The 18,562-nt window shown below is 55.6% G+C and carries 16 protein-coding genes; 8 read left to right on the top strand and 8 right to left on the bottom strand.

All coding sequences use genetic code 11. From position 1 onward, the window contains the following. Positions 1–250 precede the first annotated feature (250 nt). Both cfbB and cfbC read right to left on the bottom strand, forming a co-directional pair. A complete protein-coding gene (gene cfbB / locus NQU42_RS06360; protein WP_296609981.1) occupies positions 251–1,657 on the bottom strand; it encodes a Ni-sirohydrochlorin a,c-diamide synthase in 1,407 nt (468 codons plus the stop codon). 33 nt (positions 1,658–1,690) lie between these two features. Beyond that, complete coding sequence (gene cfbC / locus NQU42_RS06355) at positions 1,691–2,485, bottom strand: Ni-sirohydrochlorin a,c-diamide reductive cyclase ATP-dependent reductase subunit (protein WP_366070221.1); 795 nt, start codon at positions 2,483–2,485, stop codon at positions 1,691–1,693. Positions 2,486–2,545: 60 nt separating this feature from the next. Between cfbC and NQU42_RS06350 the strand changes: the two genes are divergently transcribed. Beyond that, on the top strand, positions 2,546–5,173 hold the full coding sequence (locus NQU42_RS06350; RefSeq protein WP_296609978.1) for an S-layer protein domain-containing protein: 2,628 nt from the start codon (positions 2,546–2,548) through the stop codon (positions 5,171–5,173). Here the strand turns inward: NQU42_RS06350 and NQU42_RS06345 are convergent. Further along, complete coding sequence (locus NQU42_RS06345; protein ID WP_366070216.1) at positions 5,160–7,016, bottom strand: threonine--tRNA ligase; 1,857 nt, start codon at positions 7,014–7,016, stop codon at positions 5,160–5,162. The genes NQU42_RS06350 and NQU42_RS06345 overlap by 14 nt on opposite strands. 395 nt (positions 7,017–7,411) lie before the next feature. Between NQU42_RS06345 and NQU42_RS06340 the strand changes: the two genes are divergently transcribed. Together NQU42_RS06340 and NQU42_RS06335 are read left to right on the top strand one after the other, a co-directional pair. Further along, a complete protein-coding gene (locus NQU42_RS06340) occupies positions 7,412–8,200 on the top strand; it encodes a hypothetical protein (RefSeq protein ID WP_296609974.1) in 789 nt (262 codons plus the stop codon). A 151-nt stretch (positions 8,201–8,351) separates the two neighbouring features. After that, the gene (locus NQU42_RS06335; RefSeq protein ID WP_296609972.1) at positions 8,352–8,489 is read left to right on the top strand and encodes a hypothetical protein; all 138 of its coding nucleotides are present in this window, start codon (positions 8,352–8,354) and stop codon (positions 8,487–8,489) included. A 62-nt stretch (positions 8,490–8,551) separates the two neighbouring features. Here NQU42_RS06335 and NQU42_RS06330 read toward each other — a convergent pair whose 3' ends face one another. The 3 genes from NQU42_RS06330 to NQU42_RS06320 form a co-directional block, all read right to left on the bottom strand. Continuing rightward, positions 8,552–8,863, bottom strand: a complete 312-nt coding sequence (locus tag NQU42_RS06330; protein WP_366070219.1) for a winged helix-turn-helix transcriptional regulator — start codon at positions 8,861–8,863, stop codon at positions 8,552–8,554. A 23-nt stretch (positions 8,864–8,886) separates the two neighbouring features. Further along, positions 8,887–9,993, bottom strand: coding sequence for a cell division protein FtsZ (gene ftsZ, locus NQU42_RS06325; RefSeq protein ID WP_296609969.1), 1,107 nt, complete (start codon positions 9,991–9,993; stop codon positions 8,887–8,889). A gap of 259 nt (positions 9,994–10,252) precedes the next feature. Further along, positions 10,253–10,645, bottom strand: coding sequence for an ArsR family transcriptional regulator (locus NQU42_RS06320; RefSeq protein ID WP_296609968.1), 393 nt, complete (start codon positions 10,643–10,645; stop codon positions 10,253–10,255). Between the two features lie 151 nt (positions 10,646–10,796). On the opposite strand from NQU42_RS06320, the gene metG reads away from it, so the two are divergent. The 5 genes from metG to NQU42_RS06295 are packed head-to-tail and all read left to right on the top strand — an operon-like array spanning position 10,797 to position 17,343. Next, a complete protein-coding gene (gene metG / locus NQU42_RS06315; protein ID WP_296609966.1) occupies positions 10,797–12,806 on the top strand; it encodes a methionine--tRNA ligase in 2,010 nt (669 codons plus the stop codon). A 19-nt stretch (positions 12,807–12,825) separates the two neighbouring features. Continuing rightward, positions 12,826–14,529, top strand: coding sequence for an ATP-binding cassette domain-containing protein (locus NQU42_RS06310; protein ID WP_296609964.1), 1,704 nt, complete (start codon positions 12,826–12,828; stop codon positions 14,527–14,529). A 31-nt stretch (positions 14,530–14,560) separates the two neighbouring features. Continuing rightward, complete coding sequence (locus NQU42_RS06305; RefSeq protein ID WP_296609962.1) at positions 14,561–15,676, top strand: OB-fold nucleic acid binding domain-containing protein; 1,116 nt, start codon at positions 14,561–14,563, stop codon at positions 15,674–15,676. 33 nt (positions 15,677–15,709) lie between these two features. Next, the gene (gene radA, locus NQU42_RS06300; protein ID WP_296609961.1) at positions 15,710–16,678 is read left to right on the top strand and encodes a DNA repair and recombination protein RadA; all 969 of its coding nucleotides are present in this window, start codon (positions 15,710–15,712) and stop codon (positions 16,676–16,678) included. Further along, on the top strand, positions 16,675–17,343 hold the full coding sequence (locus NQU42_RS06295) for a phosphoglycolate phosphatase (RefSeq protein ID WP_296609960.1): 669 nt from the start codon (positions 16,675–16,677) through the stop codon (positions 17,341–17,343). Before radA ends, NQU42_RS06295 begins: the two co-directional genes overlap by 4 nt. Before the next feature lie 88 nt (positions 17,344–17,431). On the opposite strand, the gene NQU42_RS06290 is transcribed toward NQU42_RS06295, so the two are convergent. Beyond that, positions 17,432–18,073 (bottom strand): YkgJ family cysteine cluster protein, encoded by a 642-nt coding sequence (locus NQU42_RS06290; protein WP_296609959.1) that lies wholly within the window; start codon positions 18,071–18,073, stop codon positions 17,432–17,434. Continuing rightward, positions 18,036–18,449, bottom strand: a complete 414-nt coding sequence (locus NQU42_RS06285) for an LIM domain-containing protein (RefSeq protein WP_296609957.1) — start codon at positions 18,447–18,449, stop codon at positions 18,036–18,038. Before NQU42_RS06285 ends, NQU42_RS06290 begins: the two co-directional genes overlap by 38 nt. Positions 18,450–18,562 lie beyond the last annotated feature (113 nt).

Below are 18,562 nucleotides of genomic sequence, written 5' to 3'. Positions count from 1 at the left end.
ACATGGTCTCCAGATATTCTTTTCACCTGCTCTTGGCATGCTGATAATCGAACCACGGGCACCCGTCGCAACCACATGGTCTCCAGATATTCTTTTCAGGCGGAGAAGACTGATTCGGCTGCCCACCGTTTCACGTAATCATATTTCTGCTTCCACCGCTGAAACCCCAAACCATTCTCGATACAGCATGGCGAGCCACACTCCTATCCTTTCTGAGAGGGTTCACGCTGCCCCTCCACCCCAGGTGAGCCTACGAATCATATCTGTATTCACGGCACGAATCCAGGAAGACGTCCGGGAAACCCCTGTATGAGGCGGAATGGATATGAGAGTAGCTTGCGATCATTCTTCCATCCACTATTCCGTCCAGCCCGCCGGATATACCAGTGCCGCGGCTGAGCCTGATGGCATAGCTCACATCGCCATCAACCACGAGCTCCGAGTGATGAAACTCGTGGCCCATGAACCTGTCCCCCCTCCTGCCGATGCATGTATCGGTTACGAAAGCGCCATTCACATAGCTCACGATCCTCCTCCGGCCCCTTCGCGCGAGCGCTGGAACCACTCCGACCATCTGATATGAGTTCTGATGCGCTGAGCCCCCTCCATTCTGGGGCCACTCCAGCTCCCTGCACATGTACATAAGGCCACCGCACTCCGCGTACAGAGGCATACCATCAGCCTGTGCATCGCGGATGGAGCTCATCATAGAGCTGTTCCTCGAGAGATCCTCCGCGTACAGCTCCGGGTACCCGCCGCCTATGTACAGTCCATCCACATTCGGGATCGTGGAGTCGCGTATCGGGCTGAACGGCACGACCTCAGCGCCCGAAAGCTCGATAAGCTCCAGGTTATCCCTGTAGTAGAAGTTGAAAGCCTCATCCTGAGCAACGCCCACTTTCAGGCCGATGCCGCGCTTGTTCTTCACATAAAGATCAGGATCAGCGTCCTGGAGGTCCTCGGCCTCCTCAGCCATCTCGATCAATCTCTTAATGTCCAGACTCATCTCGACGATCTCTCTTATCCTGGAGACCCTCTCGTCGAATCCATGATGTCTCAGCCTCCCCTCTGTCACAGGAACCAATCCAAGATGACGCATTGCGAGGTGCATATCATCATTTCTCTGGATGGATCCAACGACCGGAACTCCAGCGTAGCGCTCGATCTCCCTGATCGCTTTATCAGCATGCCTCTCCCCACCGAGCTTGTTCAGTATGACGCCCCTGATCTGGACATTCCTGTCGTAGTCCATGTATCCCTTCACAAGAGCAGCTGCGCTTCTCGTTATCGATCTCGCATCCACAACCAGGATCACGGGCGCTCGTAGCATCTTCGCGATCTGCGCCGTGGATCCAGCGTCCCCCTCATATCCCTCGTAGAGGCCGCGAACCCCCTCGATCACAGCAATATCAGCATCCATGGCTGCATGAGCGAATATCTCCAGCACCCTGCTCTCGCTCATCAGATAGCCGTCGAGGTTCCTGCAGAACCTCCCTGTGATCCATGTGTGGTAGCTAGGATCTATGTAGTCCATGGCGACCTTGAATGCCTGCACCTTCAGGCCCCTGCGAACAAGGGCTGAGAGAAGCCCTGCGACTATCGTGGTCTTGCCGCTTGAGCTTCTGTCGCCGGCTATGACAATTCTCGGGATGTGCATGCTGTTACCTCCTCGAGCGCAGACCGCTATGGCTCACACCCCTGTTATCTCACGCAGCCTCTCGTCGTCCAGCGGCTCTGGCACCGATGCATCGCTGCAGCTGAGAACATGATCTGCGAGGGCGCGATAAACTCCTGCGATGCTGCTCCCGGGCTCACCCTCGATCACAGTGACAGCCCGGCGCTCGCACCTCTGGACCACCGGATCTTTTGGTATGAACGCTACCATCCTGCTCCCTATCGCCCTGGCGAACTCATCGACGATCTCCCTCTCGCCCTCGACCTCTCTGGAGTTACAGACGACACCCGCCAGCTTTGCTCCCAGCCGCTTCAGGCCTCTGCATATGTTGTTGGCCGCGTACACAGGCATATACTCTCCAGAGGTTATTATGTACGCTTCAGTCACGAGGCCCTTCCTTATGGGGGCTGAGAATCCTCCGCATACTATATCTCCAGGGACGTCGTAGAGCACTAGGTCGACCTCATCCATTATCCTGGAGACCTTCCTGAGGAAGTCTATCGCCACTATTATGCCCCTTCCAGCACACCCAACGCCTGGCTCCGGGCCGCCGACCTCTATGCATCTGACCCCTCTGTACCCTGTGAAGACGACATCCTCCTCACGGATCTCCTTCCCCTCCCTGATCATGTCCATCATCGTGGGAATTCTTCTGCCGATGAGATTTATCGAGGAGTCGCTCTTCGGATCGCATCCGACGACCAGGACCCTGACCCCACGGTCTGCGCATGCAGCAGCCACGTTTGATGCTATGCAGGACTTTCCGATACCTCCCTTGCCATAGATGGCAACATGCTTAATAGGTGACATGACAGACTCCGCATAGCTCATGGAGAGGTAGATATAAGGAGTTATCCAGAGGGCTGGCAAATGGTATCATCGAGACACATTGGCCTTGTTCTCAGCGTAATGCTCATCACAGCAGGAGTTTCTGCAGGTCAGATTCCATCTGAGATCGCCGAGATCAGGGGCCACATGGCAACCGCGGAGGGTGTGTGGAACGCAGAGGACTTCGGCTGGTTCGTCTACGACCTTAAGGAGGGCATGGGGAGCGAGTCTCTCTCCATCACTCCCACAGGGAGAACGATCGAGGAGGGGAGGCTCATCTACTCATGCAATGCTGTGGCGAAGCGCTTCGAGCACGAAAGCTGGGGAGAGTACCTCTGGATAGGCTTCCTGGGGAAGCGGTACCTGGCAGGGTATCTTGAAGGGCCAGTCACAGAGGAGATCAGCTCGCTGGAGAAGGGCGAGCTCCGGGAGGTTCTGATAGATTCCGATGATCGCTACACTTTATCATCTGAGAAACCTCTGATTCTCGGTTATGGATACAGCGTGGCGCTGAGCGGAGTCTCAGATGACGGGAGAAAGGCGTTCATAGAGCTGCTCAGGGATGGCTCAACGGTGGATCGCGCGGTCGTCGATGAGGGCGGGACGTATGTCTGGAAGCATCCTGAGAGCAAGATTCCTCTGATTATGCTCCACATCCGCTCTGGAATGCACGGCAGAGATGAGGACAGGGTGGACATCGATGGTCTGTTCCAGGTGAGCACCTCTCCCGCTGTGGTTCTCGCAGACAGCACCAGGGTGGGACTCCTGAAGGTGAATGACATATCCGGGGATCGGATTGAGCTCAGGAACAGCGACGATATCGCCCTGAGCCCTGACAGCCTAGTCCAGATCGCCGGCGGTCTCGCTCTCAGGGTGATGGACAGCCCCACTCTGAGATACTACCCGGTCGGCATATACACCGAGTACGGGAGGTACATGATAAGAGGGCCCGTCTTCCAGGAGGGAGATCTACATGTTCAAAGGATTATCGAGGAGATACCTGCTTATGTAAGCACTGTTTGGGATTACAGGAACTACGCAGGATTCTACTTCGACGACAAGGACATGATCGGAAGCGAGACGTTCGTTCTGAACGGTAGCTACAGACGGGTCGTCCCGCGGTTCGGGCCGATAGTGCCTGTCGAGATGAACGGATCCAGAGTGGGCTCCATGAGGGGGATGCTGTACTACACATACATCCAGCCGAAGCGCTTCGAGCGCGAGTCGTGGGGAGAGTATGACGTCCTGAGCTTATTCGGAGAGCTCTGGTTCGCGGGATACGGCAGAAACACCAGCTCCGAGATCGGAAGCAAGAGCATGTTCGAGTACGAGCGCCTCGGGAGGATTCTGATAGACACCGATGCCCAGGACATAGCGACATCAGGTAACATATACTTCTTCAGAGATGGATACTCGCTTCTCATAAGAGACGTCGGCAAGGACAGGATCTTCGTGAGTCTTCTCAAGAACAACAGGATCGTGGACAACAGCACCATCAGCTCGAACTCGACTTATGTTTACAAGAAGGACGTCTTCGACATCAAAGATCTCCCGGTGCTTGCAGTTCATGTCGGGGAGATATTCAGGGATGGTGAGAGACAGATCGCGGTCATAGATGGCGTCTTCCAGATCTCAGATCAGATCTACCTCCCTATCGAGGGCGGCTCCAAGATAGGCGATATGGTGATCTTCACAACCCCGAAGGGCATTTACATGGTGAATGACGAGTCGAAGTCCCTGGGAAAGGGATCGTCTGTTGAGATCTGGCCTGAGTATCCGGGCGTGACAAGGGGCCTGTATCTCGCGGTAGCGGACAACGATACGCTCAGGTATTTCCCATACACAGTGGCATACGTCGTTCCCATGCCGAGGATAATCCAGCTTGGAGTTTCGCCTGATGCAGCACCGCCTGTCGCATTCAATGCCACAGTGAAGGCTGGCGAGATGAAAGGCATGCTCGCTGAGGTCATAGATCCCCTCGGGAGGACTGTCTCGCTGAAGGAGATATCCACGGGCAGGGGCTCAGGCGACACGTGGAGGTTTGAGTGGACCTGGAACGGCACCGTGCCTGTGATGAACGACATGGTTGTGCCGGATGCAGACATCACCCCGACGAATGCCATTCTTTACACCAACGATTCCTACTCTGCGAACGTGGGCGTCTTCTTCGACCAGGCCGGCAGGATTGAGAGGATCATCGGAACCGATGGGAGGATCTACTACTCCAGAGGAGAGAACATATCATTTGCTTCCGGGAGCAAGCTTGCGTTCTTCCTCTGGAAGAACAGCACGGTCACCGGTCAGAAAAACCAGACGCTTGTTGGCGATATTAACGTGCTGGAACCGCATATCGAGCGGGTTCCCGCAGCTCCAGGCAGATACACGCTCCAGCTCAGGGTCCAGAACATCATGGGCGAGGCGGTGGCGAGATCCACGTTCAACCTATCATCCCCGATTTACGGCGCCTCACCTATTGCGTTCTCTCAAGCTCAGGAAAATTTGAGCGGTTTTGAGTTAAATAACAGCATGAACAGATCAGGCGGTCTGCAGGCAGAGCAGAAGAGCGACGCAGAGAGAAGGGCAGCTCCAGGGGCTGGAGCGGCTGCATTTATGGTGGCAATGATCTCATCAGCTCTTATAAGGATACGCGGAGGCCTCAGACGAACTTAGGCCTCTCGGAGAGCTTCAACGGCAGGGGAAGCCTTCTCCATGGCTTGCCTGCGGTCTCGCTCTGAAGCCTGGCGCGCAGCTCCTCCACGCTCATCCTGATCTTCTTGTTTCCCGAATCAGCTCTCACAGTAACTGTCAGAAGCCCTGTGGACAGCTCCTCGTCTCCTATGACAGCGACGTAGGGTATCCACTCCCTTCCTGCATCTCTGATCTTCTTCCCCACAGTCTCATCTCTGTCGTCCACATCCACCCTGAAGTTCAGCTGTTCTGCGACCTCCATCGCTCTGGCGTGATGGCGCTCCGCCACGGGTATGATACGGACCTGCGTCGGCGAGAGCCATGTGGGAAGCATGGGTACGCCGCCGTTTGCAGCTATCATCGCCTGCTTCTCTAGGAGCGCGTACATCAGACGCTCTATCGCGCCTGATGGTGAGCAGTGGAGGATTATCGGTCTCTGTCTGTTTCCATCTGCATCAACGTAGCCGATATCGTACCTCTCTGCGTTCTCGACATCTATCTGCACTGTGGATAGAGCGCTCGCCTTGTCGAGCGCGTCCACGAAGTTGAACTCGAACTTGAGCACGAAGTAGAAGAAGCGATCGTCCCACATCTCTATGAGCACCGGTTTCTCCACGATATCAACAAGCCCCTCTATGAACGCCCGGTTGTTCTCGTAGAAATCCTTCGTGAACCTTATCGCGACCTCATAATCTTTGAGATCCAGGCCTGCGTCCTTGAGCACTGATATGCTGGCCTCGTACTGCTTCCTGAACTCCTCCATCGCGGAGCTCATGTCCCTGCAGAATGTATGCATATCAGGCATTGTGAATGCCCTCAGCCTGCGGAGCCCGACGAGCTCCCCGCGCTGCTCCCGCCTGAAGCTGTATCGTGTGAGCTCGAACATCCTGAGCGGCAGTGACCTGTAGGAGACGGTCATATCATGCCCCATCAGGAACTGGCCAAAGCAGGCTGCGAATCTTAAAAAGAGGTGCTTCTTGTCGGCCTCTATCGCGTACTGCCTCGCCGGGAACCTGTCCAGGTACTTCTTCAGCGTCGGATGGTCCATGTCGTACATCACCGGCGTCTCGACCTCCATCGCGCCCATCCCGAGAGCCCTCTCGGTGACGTAGGTCTCCAGAAGTGCTTTCACTAGCCGTCCCTTCGGATAGTACCGCATGTTTCCCGGATCAGAGCCGGGCTCGTAGTCCACAAGCTCCAGACGTCGCATGAGCTCAACGTGTGGCGGGATCTTGTCGACCGCACGGCTCTTCTCTATCTCATACCTCACAAACTTCTCGAGCCGCTCGTGCCCCCTGAAATCAAACTCCTCTGGAGGGACCATCTCTCCGCCCCTCTTCATGATCCGCCAGTGCGATACCGCCTTCGCCTCGGATTTGAGGGCCTGGGATACCACTTCACCCTCGCCGAGCCTTATAGATCTGGAGAGCTCTGAGAGCGGGTGGCCCTTGCATCTTATCGTGAATGACTTGTACCATCCGAAGGGTGCGCGTGCGACCTCGAAGCTGCTCTTAAGCGTAGCTTCGAGATCCCGGAGAACGCGCACAGCAGTCTCCGGCGAGGAGAGCGCTGAGCTCAGGTGCGCGTAGGGGTAGAGCATTATCCGCTCCGCATTGACCCTCTTTGCCACATCCTCGATCTCGCCGGCAGCCTGGGCCACAACAGCGTCAGGATCATCCTCATCGAACTTCTCAACCGCGATGAATGCGCAGAGTGCCTCGTCAAGCCTGCCCGATTTTGCCTCCTCAGGCACCTCCTCTGCGAACTTTGTTGGCTTCTTCGCCTCGAACTCTATGAAGTCTGAATGTATCAGAAGTAATTGCAATAGTATCACCCGATACGGATGGGAGGATGGCCTGTCAGTAAGTAAACCTTTCGATGGCCATGCAAGAGCATCGCCTGAGTGGCGGCACGCAAAAATGTGAAGCTATCTTCAGCGCATCTCGAGCATGCATGGATGGCAATGCTGTGATTTGTAATTATGAGATCAAGACCTGCAGCACATCGACTGGGCCAGAGGTTCTCTGCAACGCCGCCAGTTGATCTACAGAAACTGATATTCGGAGCGCCTGAAACTGCTGGTTACATCCCGTCCTGGCCTGGGGATCGGACCAGACATTCGGGGCTGCAGTTTGTCGGTTTCCGGTAATTCGACCGCCGGAACAATCTGATATAGAAAATCACAAAAAATTTTTATAACATAAAATTTAAGTGTATGTCATGCTATCGTGGAAAACGCTCTTTCCTCTTTTCTTGCTCCTGCTCTCAGGCGGGCTGGCCGAGGAGTGGACTGAAGGGCAGATCGAGGGAGATATTCCGATTTCAGGGGATGTCTCGTATGCGCGGGATGTGAGCAGTGGACAGCCCTCCGGCGACTCCGCCCCAGAGGCGCTCATGAGCTTTGATCTGGAGGAGAATCAGCCTCAGGCTGTCTACTTCGGCACCAAAGAGGTGAGCTTCTCCTCATACAGATCAATGATATCGGGCGCGAACACTCTGTGGATAGCAGACGGCCGTGCCTGGAGGCAGTACACGACCTGCCCGCTGGGCGACACGGTCTCACTGGTTGCGACAACACCTTATGCGGGACCTGGAGACCTCATCGAGATATACCCGAGCGGGAGCACGGACACCAGGAGGTACTGGTTCAGCACATACAGCTATCTGAGATTCTATGGCGATACACCGGGCCGGCACATACTGCTCTTTGTGAAGGACAATCTACCGAGCAATGCTGTGATCATCGACGTAACAGGCGGCAGATATGTTCCTCCGGATTACGCAGGACTTGCCCTGATCACCGTGACATCAGGCACGCTCAGAGGGTTTGATGTTTTTGTGGATGATACATACCGATACAGAGACGTAGATGATGGGTTGATCGATGGCACCATCAGCTTCACGGTTCTGGGCAACATGAACCACAAGATCGCGGTCCTCAAGGGCGGCTACAGCTACGTACAGACAAGATACTTCGCCGCAGGAAGGTCGTACACGCTGAGGATTTGATCTGAGTCCAGGTGATCACCAGGAAAGCACGACGAAACGCATCTGCAACCATCCATCACTTTAGATCTGAATTGAGATGTCACCCGGTGGGCGCATCAGAGCGCGCCGGGGATGAACTTTTATATCCACAGCAGATAACTTTGTGATCGATATGCCAACATGTGGAGACTGCAGGTTCTACCAGCCCATTGATAAGAATAAGGGTATGTGCACCACGTTGGGGAACGAGACCCAGGCGGGCAGGGACTCTGACCGGTGCCCTATGAGGATGTTCCAGCCGAAGCGCTGATCTCTTTTAGTGCTCTGCTTGATGGCACAGGTCAAAGAGATAGCGCTGCTGATCTCTTTGAATCACACCTCCCTGCGCTTGCGTGGCATCTCGATGCGCTTGAGCTCCAGCGTCGCCTTCACAATCTCATCTATCATCGCATCCAGCCCCTCCAGGAACGGGCCGGTTGCAGAAGTGGTGATCGCCCCCGGAGCGGAGGCAGCTATGAGCCCCTCCTGCTCCAGGACCCTGAGAGAGTAGCGCACCTTGTGGCTCGGTATCTTCGTCTCCTCTGCCAGCTTGAGTATGCCTATGGGCTCGTTCTCCACCACACACTTCAGGATCGTCAGATGCCTCTTGAGCATCTCAAGCTCGCTGGTCACCCTCTCTGCCAACATCAATCTTCACGTCCTTTGACTCAGTACCGTGCGCGCCTGCTCAGGAAGTCGATCCCGTGCTTCGATACCACGCGCCTTCCCTCGTCCCTGCCGAGTATCTGCGGGGAAGAGACGCCGGTCACAACAAGCATTGTTCTTATCGTGCCCTTGAGCTCAGGATCGATCTGAGCGCCCCATATGATCCTCGCATCGGGGTTGATCCTGCTGTAGACCTCCTCGACGACCATCTCCGCATCCGCAATGGTCATGTCCGGCCCGCCAACAACATTGACAAGCGCAGACGTCGCACCGGAGACGTCCACATCAAGCAGCGGGCTGCGCAGAGCCCTCATCACAGAGTCCCTGGCCCTCTCCTCCCCATCTGCCTCTCCGAGGCCTATCATCGCCACGCCGCCATGGGACATTACAGTTTTGACATCCGCGAAGTCGAGGTTGATCAGCCCGGGCCTGGTGATCAGCTCCGTTATCCCCTTCACGGATCTCATCAGGACCTCGTCCGCCACCTTGAATGCCGCCTGCAGCGGCAGGTTTGGCGCGACCTCGAGGAGCTTGTCGTTCGGAACGACTATGACGGTGTCAGCAGATTCCCTCAGCCTCTTCAGGCCGGCCTCGGCGTTCGCCATCCTTATCGAGCCCTCCGCGCTGAAGGGAAGCGTCACTATCGCTATGGTGAGCGCGCCAGCCTCCCTGGCAGCCTCAGCGACCACGGGCGACGCACCTGTGCCTGTTCCCCCACCGAGGCCGCATGTTATGAAAACCATGTCAGCGCCCTGAACAGCCGCCTTTATCTGCTCGATATCCTCCTGAGCGGCCTCCTCCCCGATGGCAGGCAGGCTCCCGGCTCCCAGGCCTCTGGTCGTCCTTCTGCCGATCAGGAACCTCCGGTCAGCGTTGATGTGGAGAAGGTGCTGGGCGTCTGTGTTTATCGCGTACAGCTCAGCCCCCTGGATGCCGGCCTCAGATAGCCTGTCTATGGTGTTGGATCCCCCTCCACCGCAGCCTATCACCCTTATGACTGTGGTGAGACCCTCGAGGATCGAGACCAGATCCTCATCTGTGGCACTTGTGGGCTCCGCCCTTCCCTCCCGCTCGGCCCTGCTCAGGGCCTCGTCGATTATGGACTTCATGCCATCCCCTCTACATGCTTATTTGGTTTTACTGCGCAATTAGTATATAGATTTTTTGATAGTGAGGCAGTGATTACACAGATAATATATCTCGGTGCCATTTAACAGTATCCTGCTGATGCATAGTCAGACCATCATAGATCAGATTATAATTTTAATCTGTAATCAAAATGCGTGTCATGCGAATGCCTGTCTGGGTCTTGATCAACCTCTCTGTTTATTGCATGTGATCGGTCCTGTGGATTGATGCAGTCTGAAGCTAAGCCCCGCGCGCCTCCGCACTCCTGAGCTCCTTGAGCCGCTCTATCTGGCGCATTGTCCCCTCAATGTCCTGCAGCTTCTGATCCTCCAGGTAATTTATTATCTCGTCGATGCTCTTCTCGAGCCTGTATATCCTGTAGGGCCTGCCCTTCCCCGGGTTCTTCTCGTCCCTCTCGGAGATCCATCCCAGCTCCCGGAGCTCTCGCATGGCGATGCTCACCTCTGGCTGCCTCAGATCGGAGTTCGTCTCTATGTCCCTCGATGTCGCCTCGACAACCCCTGCGAGATATGTGAGAACCTTGGCAACATTTCTCCTGAATCCAAGCTCCATCAGTATGGAATAAAACTCCTCCTGCTCATCGCTGGGATCGGGCAGTGGTACCTTCTTCAACCCCATCACCACAGGAGATACAAGATTGTTCAATATATATATGTTTCGTGGAAATTAATTGTAATGCGCGCTGGATGCTTTTGTGGTCGATCCACAGCAGAAGGAAAACCTATATCTCCCTTAGCTTAATAGTGGAGCCAGGTGTTCATAGTTGCCCACAGATAACGATCCCATTCTGGTCACATGTGGTCTGCCCTATGCGAACGGCCCGGCCCACATAGGACATCTGAGAACGTATGTTCCGGCGGATATATTCGTGAGAGCTCTGAGGAGGATGGGCCACGACGTCCTCTTCATCTGCGGATCAGACGCCCATGGCACTCCCATAGTGGTCAATGCCGAATCGAAGGGCATGAGCCCCAGGGAGCTTGTGGAGTTCTACCACAAACACTTCGAGGATGTCTTCAGGAGCATCAACGTCAGGTTCGACTACTTCGGATGTACAGATGACCCGTCGAATCATCACAGGACTCAGGAGATCGTGAGGGCTCTGATGGACAGGGGGCATGTTTATCCCAGAGAGATCGAGCTGGCGTACTGTCCGAGATGCGAGCGGTTCCTCCCCGACAGATACGTTGAGGGAATATGCCCGTACTGCGGTGTGCCAGCGAGAGGTGACGAGTGCGATCAGGGCTGCGGGAGGCACCTGGAGCCAGGGGAGATAAAGGAGGCGGTATGCAAGATATGCGGCTCCAGGGCTGAGTACAGGAAGCAGACGCACTACTTCTTCAGGCTCTCAGCATTCAGGGACTTCCTTCTCGATTACCTCCAGAGGCTCGGCGGCACCGCAAGCGCGAGAAATTACGCTCTTGAATGGGTCCGACAGGAGCTGAAGGACTGGTGCATAACAAGAAACATGAGCTGGGGCGTCAAATTTCCGGGAAGCGAGGATCTCGTCGTTTACGTCTGGGTAGATGCGCCCATCGGTTATATCTCATTCACAGAGGAGTGGTGCAGATCGCATGACGTGCCGTGGGAGAGGTACTGGCGCGGGAAGAGCCGCATAATCCACTTCATAGGCGGGGATATCATATATCATCACTGCATCTTCTGGCCAGCCATGCTCGAGGGCGCTGGCTACACTCTTCCGAGCGATGTCGTCGCGAGCGGAATGCTCAAGATCGACGACAAGAAGTTCTCGAAGAGCCGCGGATATGTCGTCTGGGTGAAGGACGACTATATCGATCAGGGTCTTGAGCCCGATTATCTCAGGTACTATCTTGCAAGCTATACATCTCACACAAAGGAGGTGAACTTCTCCTGGAAGATCCTGCAGGAGAAGGTAAATACAGAGCTCGTGGGCGCCTTCGGCAATTTCCTGAACAGGGCGATAACCTTCGCGGTGAAGAACTTCGACGGGAAGGTCCCTGAGGGTGAGCTGGACCCTGAGGTCATGAAGAGAATAGAGAGGAGTGTCGATGAGGTATCTTCATCGCTTATGGAATATGAGTTCAAGAGGGCCTCTGATGCTGTTCTGTCTCTGGCAGATTACGCGAACACATACTTCCAGTCGCATGAGCCGTGGAAACTGATACGCTCAGATCGAAGGGCAGCTGGATCTGTGCTCAGAAACTGTCTCCAGATGGCGAAGGCGATGATCATACTCATGGAGCCGTTCATGCCGTCCAAGATGGCGGTCGCCTGGAGCCAGCTCGGGATGGATTCTCTCGATAATATACAGTTCAGAGATGCGGCTCAGCCCATACCAGAGGGTCAGGCTCTGGGCACCCCGAAGATACTATTCAGCAGGATGGAAGACTCAACAGTGAAGAAGCTAGAGGAGATCTTCAGGGAGCGCATCCGCAGGGCAGAGGGGGCTGAGGAGAAGGTGGAGGAGAAACCAATGATATCGTTCGACCAGTTCAAGGCGCTTGACCTGAGGGCTGGCACGGTTCTTGAGGCAGAGCGGATAAAGGGATCGGATAAGCTTCTCAGGCTCATTGTCGACATAGGCGAGAGGCGCCAGATCGTGGCTGGAATCGCGAAGATGTACAGCCCTGATGAGCTCGTGGGCAGGCAGGTGGTGGTTGTCGCAAACCTTGAGCCTGTGAAGATATTTGGCGTGGAGTCGAGGGGGATGCTGCTTGCGGCAGACATAAATGGAAATGCTGTGCTTCTCAGGCCTGATAGAGAGGTTCCACCCGGATCCGGGATCAGGTAATTCGCTGAGGTGTTGAAGGATGCTTGAGGTCGAGGGAGTCTGCAAGACATACGATGTGAAGGGGCGGAAGGTTCTCGCTCTGAAGGATGTCAGCTTCACCGCAAATGAGGGTGAGATCCTGGGAATCGTCGGGAAGAGCGGCGGTGGCAAGAGCACCCTCATGAGGATACTCAGAGGCATAGAGGATTTCGATGCTGGCAGGATCGTCATAGACGGCCTCGAGATCACCCCTGAGTCCGGTGAGGACGTCAGGATGCAGCAGCGGAGGATAACAGCGATACACCTCCAGCGTGAGTTCGGCCTGTGGACAGAATCCGCGATAAAGAACGTCGTTAGGCGAGTGTACTCGAGGGAGACAGGCTACGAGGCTCTGCCGATACCAGAGGACGCCAGATACGATGAGTACTACGAGGAGGCGAAGGGATTCCTGGAGCTTGTGGGACTGGGGCACAAGGCGAACCATCTCGCGACGATTCTGAGCGGCGGAGAGAAGCAGAGGCTTCTGATAGCGAGACAGCTTGCGAAAAAGCCGAGGCTGCTTCTGCTCGATGAGCCTGCCACAATGGCCTGTCCAAAAACTAAGCAGGAGGTCCTGGATACAATAAAGAAGGTGAACGAGGAGCTCGGCCTGACAACGCTTGTTGTATCGCACCTCCCGGAGATACACAGATACCTCGCAGATCGTCTCATATGGCTTGACGGCGGATCGATCAAAACGATCGGCGAGCCGTCTGAGGTCCTCAGGATGTTTCTCTCCAAGATCGGTCCGGCAGTGCCACTTCCGCGCAGGCCGGAGCGGCCTGAGCCGGAGATACTGGTGAGGCGTCTATTCAAGAGGAACTATCTCGTTGGAACAGGCGAGGTTCTCAGGATCTCAAACCTGAGGCTGAACATAAACAGGGGCGAGACCACAGCCATAATAGGATCGAGCGGCGCAGGCAAGACCACGCTGCTCACGATGATCGAGGGCCTCAGGATGCCGGATGATGGCCATATCTATTACAGGCACGAGGACGGCTGGGTCGACATAACCACATACTCGCCAACAAGAATGGAGATCAGGAGAAAGCTGGGCATAATGTACCAGGAGTTCGCCCTGATGCCCCACGAGACAATCCTGGAGCAGATAGCGTACAAGCTAGGAGTCAAGGGACAGCATGTGATCGAGTATGCGAGGGAGGTCGCCACAGAGATAGGGATCAGCGATCGCGTCCTGGATATGCTCTACACGCTCACAGATATGCGTGAGGACGAGGCGAAGGCGGTTCTCGAGAAGCTGGGCCTGAGCAGGGATGTGCTATCGGAGCTCTTCCCGAAGTTTCCGGACACAGAGGCGAGGAGATTCGCGGAGCCGATATTCAGGATAATGGATCTCGATACCGCGGTACTGGACAAGTACCCTGAGCAGCTGAGCGGGGGGGAGAGCGTCAGGGCATCGCTCGCGATACTGCTAGCTGCGAATCCGAGCATACTGATACTGGATGAGCCCTTCGGGGATATAGATCCCATAACTCTGAGAGATGTTGCAAACGCCATGAAGAGGATCCAGGCGAGGTACGGCACAACCATAATCATCGTCAGCCACCATGTGGATCTTGTGAGGGAGGTCGCACACCGCGCGATACTCTTCGAGAGCGGGGAGATAATCGCGGATGGGGATCCTGCAGAGGTATGCGACCTCTTCGTCGACAGATGCGGCGCCGAGTACCTGAAGGAGCATTGAGGAAGCACAGATTGGCAAAAGAGGGTGTCGGATGGACGATCAGCTCGAGGAGATCTTCAGGCAGGTCTCGGATCGGATAAGCATCGAGGACTTCGAGTCCAGGGTTAACGAGAAGGTCTCCCTCATGGGCGGATTGTGTGATCCTCTGACGGCAGCCATGCTCGTCGCACATGAGCTCGGGGCTGGCGAGATCCTGACCAAGATAAAGGATATCCGTCCAGAGTCAGGTGCGGTCACGTTCATCGGCAGGGTGATTCAGATCTCGGAGGTGAGGGAGTTCAGCCGGTCGGATGGCTCCACTGGCAGGGTCGCATCTCTCACCATGGGCGACGAGACCGGGATGATAAAGGTGACACTCTGGGATGATGCGACTGATCTGATAACATCCGGGGATATCAGGGTCGACCAGTGCCTCAAGGTCAGAGGCTTCCCCAGGCTCGGAAGATCCGGGACTGAGATAAGCATCGGTAGAGGCTGCAGCATCCAGGAGGCTGACAGGGACATAAAGGTCAGGGTCGAGCCCATGAAGATCGCGGAGATAAAGCCAGATATTGGCGAGATCAGCATAATCGCGAAGGTCATCGACCCGGGAGAGGCGAGGGAGTTCATAAGAAAGGACGGCTCGAGTGGCCTCGTCAGAAGCATGCTCCTCGGAGATGAGACCGGGAGCATCAGCATCACCCTCTGGGACGATCATGCGCGCATCGATATTTCGGAGGGCGATGTTCTCGAGATCGTAAACTGCAGCTCCAGGGAGAGATACGGATTCATCGAGCTCCAGACCAGCAGGTACACTCTGATAAGAAAGAGCTCCTCAGAGGTTCAGTACAATGAGCGCTTCACGCCTATCGCAGATCTCAGGGCTGGAGAGGTGTGCAACATAGCCGGGTACCTGACCGGGATCGGCGAGCTCAGGGAGTTTCAAAGAGTGGATGGCACGAAGGGGCATGTCACAAGCATAAACGTCACAGATGAGACGGGACGCGTGAGGGTCTCTCTCTGGGGGGATCTTCACCGTTTGCTGGAGAATGCGGATCTCGGCTACAGGGTCGAGATAATGGGCGGACAGGTCAAGAACGGCTGGAATGGCGAGCTGGAGATCAGCTGCGGCCGGAGGAGCAGGATCACTTTCGCGCCGCCTGGATAAACGTGTTATATTCATAAGGGGTAGGAAGCACAGATGAAGCTATTGGAGGATTTGCCCGGTGTTGGGCCTGCCACCGCGGAGAAGCTCAGGGAGGCGGGGTTTACAACAATAGAGGCTGTAGCAGTCGCCTCTCCGGGGGAGCTTGTTGCAGCAGCCGAGGTTGGCGAGGCCACCGCTGCGAAGATAATCGCTGCAGCGAGGGAGGCCGCAGATATCGGAGGGTTCGAGACCGGCGACCAGGTTCTGGAGCGCAGGAAGCTCGTCGGCAAGATCACAACAGGCAGCAGGAACTTCGACGAGCTTCTCGGAGGCGGCATGGAGACCCAGGCGATAGTGGAGCTCTACGGCGAGTTCGGCTCTGGCAAGACCCAGGTGGCGCACCAGCTCGCTGTGAACGTCCAGCTCCCGCCTGAGCTCGGCGGTTTGAACGGGTCTGCGATCATCATAGACACCGAGAACACATTCAGGCCTGAGAGGATATCGCAGATGGTCATGGGGCTCAGGGCGATAGCAGATCGCGATTGGCGGCCTGAGGATTTCCTGAAGAACATACATGTCGCGAGGGCCTACAACTCGAACCATCAGATTCTGCTGGCTGAGAGCGCAATGGAGCTTGCAGAGAGCCTCAGGGAGACCGAACACCCTGTGAGGCTATTGATAGTCGATTCTGTGACAGCTCACTTCAGGGCTGAGTACGTCGGCCGCGGCACTCTTGCTGACAGGCAGCAGAAGCTCAACAAGCATCTCCACGACCTCATGAGATTTGCGGATCTGAACAACGCGCTGATACTTGTCACAAACCAGGTGATGGCAAAGCCAGACACTTTCTTCGGCGACCCCACGAAGCCTGTTGGAGGCCATGTGCTCGGCCACACCGCTACCTTCAGGGTGTATCTCAGAAAGTCGAAGGGAGACAAGCGGATAGCCAGGCTCGTCGACTCGCCGAACCTGCCTGACGGCGAAGCGGTCTTCTCCGTGACGATGGAGGGTCTCAGGGATTGATTGAGGCAGTTGCCGTTGACATCGACGGCACGCTCACAGATGAGAGAAGGGTTCTGAGCCCGGTGTCTGTCAGCGTCATCAGGGAGCTTGAGGTGCCTGTGATACTCGTGACAGGCAACACCCACTGCTTCACCAGAGCTGCTGCGGTGCTCTTTGGGGTGAGAAACTTCGTCGCAGAGAACGGCGGCGTGATCTCCTCGGATGACAGAATAGAGATCGTTGGAGACAGAAAAATATGCGACGAGGCGTATGAGCATCTCAAAGAGAGGTTCGGCATAAAAAAATTTGATTCTAGGTACCGTCTCACGGATCTCGTGCTCATCCGCGGTTTTGATGTGGATGCAGCCTCCAGGTATCTGGAGTCGCTGAACATACCTGTAGATCTTGTCGATACCGGTTTTGCCATTCACATAAAGAACAGGGGGATAACAAAGGGCACAGGTCTCAGGAGGATCTCTGAGATACTGGGGATTCCAGCTAAAAGCATCGCAGCCATCGGCGACAGCCCGAGCGACATACCGATGATGGAGATCTCAGGATTTCCGGCAGCTGTCGGCAATGCGCATCCATCTGTCAAATCAGCAGCGATGTACGTTGCAGAGCTCCCCTTCGGTGAGGGGTTCGCTGAGATAATCGATCACATGCGCGCCTCAGGCATGATTTAATGCGGATCGCCTCTCCATCCGCACAGGTGCGCACTCAAAGCGCTGTGTGGTCGAGGGAAACATTCCAGATCGGGCTGGGATTTTGAAATCATTCATGAGATGCCTTCACTATCTCGGCCCAGTGCCTCTCGCAGACCGCCCACCAGCCCAGTGTCTTCTTCGCCACCTCCCTGGCTGCAGGGCAGAAGGAGTCGACAGCGAGGTTGAAAGGCATATCCCTGAGCGGTGGATGGAGGGGATATAGCCTGCAGGTCAGCGGCCTGACCTCGTAGATCCTGCAGCCCTCATTCCTGTCGTAGAAGGGGCAGGGCTGCTTCAGTATCCATGTCCCATCCTCGCCCTTCCTGCACATCGATCTGAGACGCTTCTTCGAGCCCAGAAACTCCGCGATCCTCCTTATATCCCCCTCCTCAAGCACCAGACCTGCGCCTGGGGTGTAGCAGCACCTTCCGCATCTCCTGCACTCGAAGATCTCCCAGAAGAGCTCCACGCCCCCGCACGTCTCAGCGAAACCCCTGTCCCGGGCGGGTATCGGCAGGGCTATATCGAATGATACCCTCTCTCCGAGATCTATCTTCCTCTGCTCCTCCTCCCTGCTGGACCAGTGATCTTTGAGAAAAGAGAGATGCTCTACGCGCCTCTTCTCTTCGAGGCAGATGGGAGAAATAAACCTGTGGCAGAGCCACTTGACGTCAAATGCGCTGCGCACCTTCACTGGAGGGAGCTTCATCGCAGCCTGTGTATTCCCAGGGAACTATGTATACCTTGTCTCCCTCGCGTCTGCCCTTCACGAGCTGGCAGTGCCGCAGGATCGCGATCTCGTTCTCCAGCTTCTGCGGGGTCAGCCCCAGCTCTGCCTGAAGCTCCTCCCGCGTGAGCTTTCTCGAGCACACCAGATTGTACAGTTTCTTCTGGATCTCTGTGAGGCCTTCATCTCCCTTGAGCCCGTGCATCTTCCTGAATGTCCTCGCTGAGTACTCGCCCCATGGATCGCACACGCGTATCCTGTGGCTCGCCTCGATATAGCAGTCCTCGCAGAGAGTCTCTCCATCATGTACGTACACATCGTCCTCCCCAAGATCCCGACCGCACATCTGGCATCTCATGTGATTTCAATCTTATTTTCTAGCTTAAAAATGTTACTTAGCATCCTGCGGATCTTCAATTCTGGCCTGATTGGCTGAAGATCCGCACCCTCTTGTGTGTTCTGTTTCAAGAA

The sequence above is a fragment of the Methanothrix sp. genome (genome assembly GCF_024518575.1).
Lineage (GTDB): Archaea > Halobacteriota > Methanosarcinia > Methanotrichales > Methanotrichaceae > Methanothrix_B.
Note: the sequence above shows the minus strand (reverse complement) of the source record. Positions and strands in the feature narration are given on the sequence as shown.

What these genes read in the sequence shown, in the direction of transcription:
- cfbB (WP_296609981.1), bottom strand. Translation starts at nt 1,657, where the DNA reads ATGCACATCCCGAGAATTGTCATAGCCGGCGACAGAAGCTCAAGCGGC.
- cfbC (WP_366070221.1), bottom strand. Translation starts at nt 2,485, where the DNA reads ATGTCACCTATTAAGCATGTTGCCATCTATGGCAAGGGAGGTATCGGA.
- NQU42_RS06350 (WP_296609978.1), top strand. Translation starts at nt 2,546, where the DNA reads ATGGTATCATCGAGACACATTGGCCTTGTTCTCAGCGTAATGCTCATC.
- NQU42_RS06340 (WP_296609974.1), top strand. Translation starts at nt 7,412, where the DNA reads ATGCTATCGTGGAAAACGCTCTTTCCTCTTTTCTTGCTCCTGCTCTCA.
- NQU42_RS06335 (WP_296609972.1), top strand. Translation starts at nt 8,352, where the DNA reads ATGCCAACATGTGGAGACTGCAGGTTCTACCAGCCCATTGATAAGAAT.
- ftsZ (WP_296609969.1), bottom strand. Translation starts at nt 9,993, where the DNA reads ATGAAGTCCATAATCGACGAGGCCCTGAGCAGGGCCGAGCGGGAGGGA.
- NQU42_RS06310 (WP_296609964.1), top strand. Translation starts at nt 12,826, where the DNA reads ATGCTTGAGGTCGAGGGAGTCTGCAAGACATACGATGTGAAGGGGCGG.
- NQU42_RS06305 (WP_296609962.1), top strand. Translation starts at nt 14,561, where the DNA reads ATGGACGATCAGCTCGAGGAGATCTTCAGGCAGGTCTCGGATCGGATA.
- radA (WP_296609961.1), top strand. Translation starts at nt 15,710, where the DNA reads ATGAAGCTATTGGAGGATTTGCCCGGTGTTGGGCCTGCCACCGCGGAG.
- NQU42_RS06290 (WP_296609959.1), bottom strand. Translation starts at nt 18,073, where the DNA reads ATGAAGCTCCCTCCAGTGAAGGTGCGCAGCGCATTTGACGTCAAGTGG.
- NQU42_RS06285 (WP_296609957.1), bottom strand. Translation starts at nt 18,449, where the DNA reads ATGAGATGCCAGATGTGCGGTCGGGATCTTGGGGAGGACGATGTGTAC.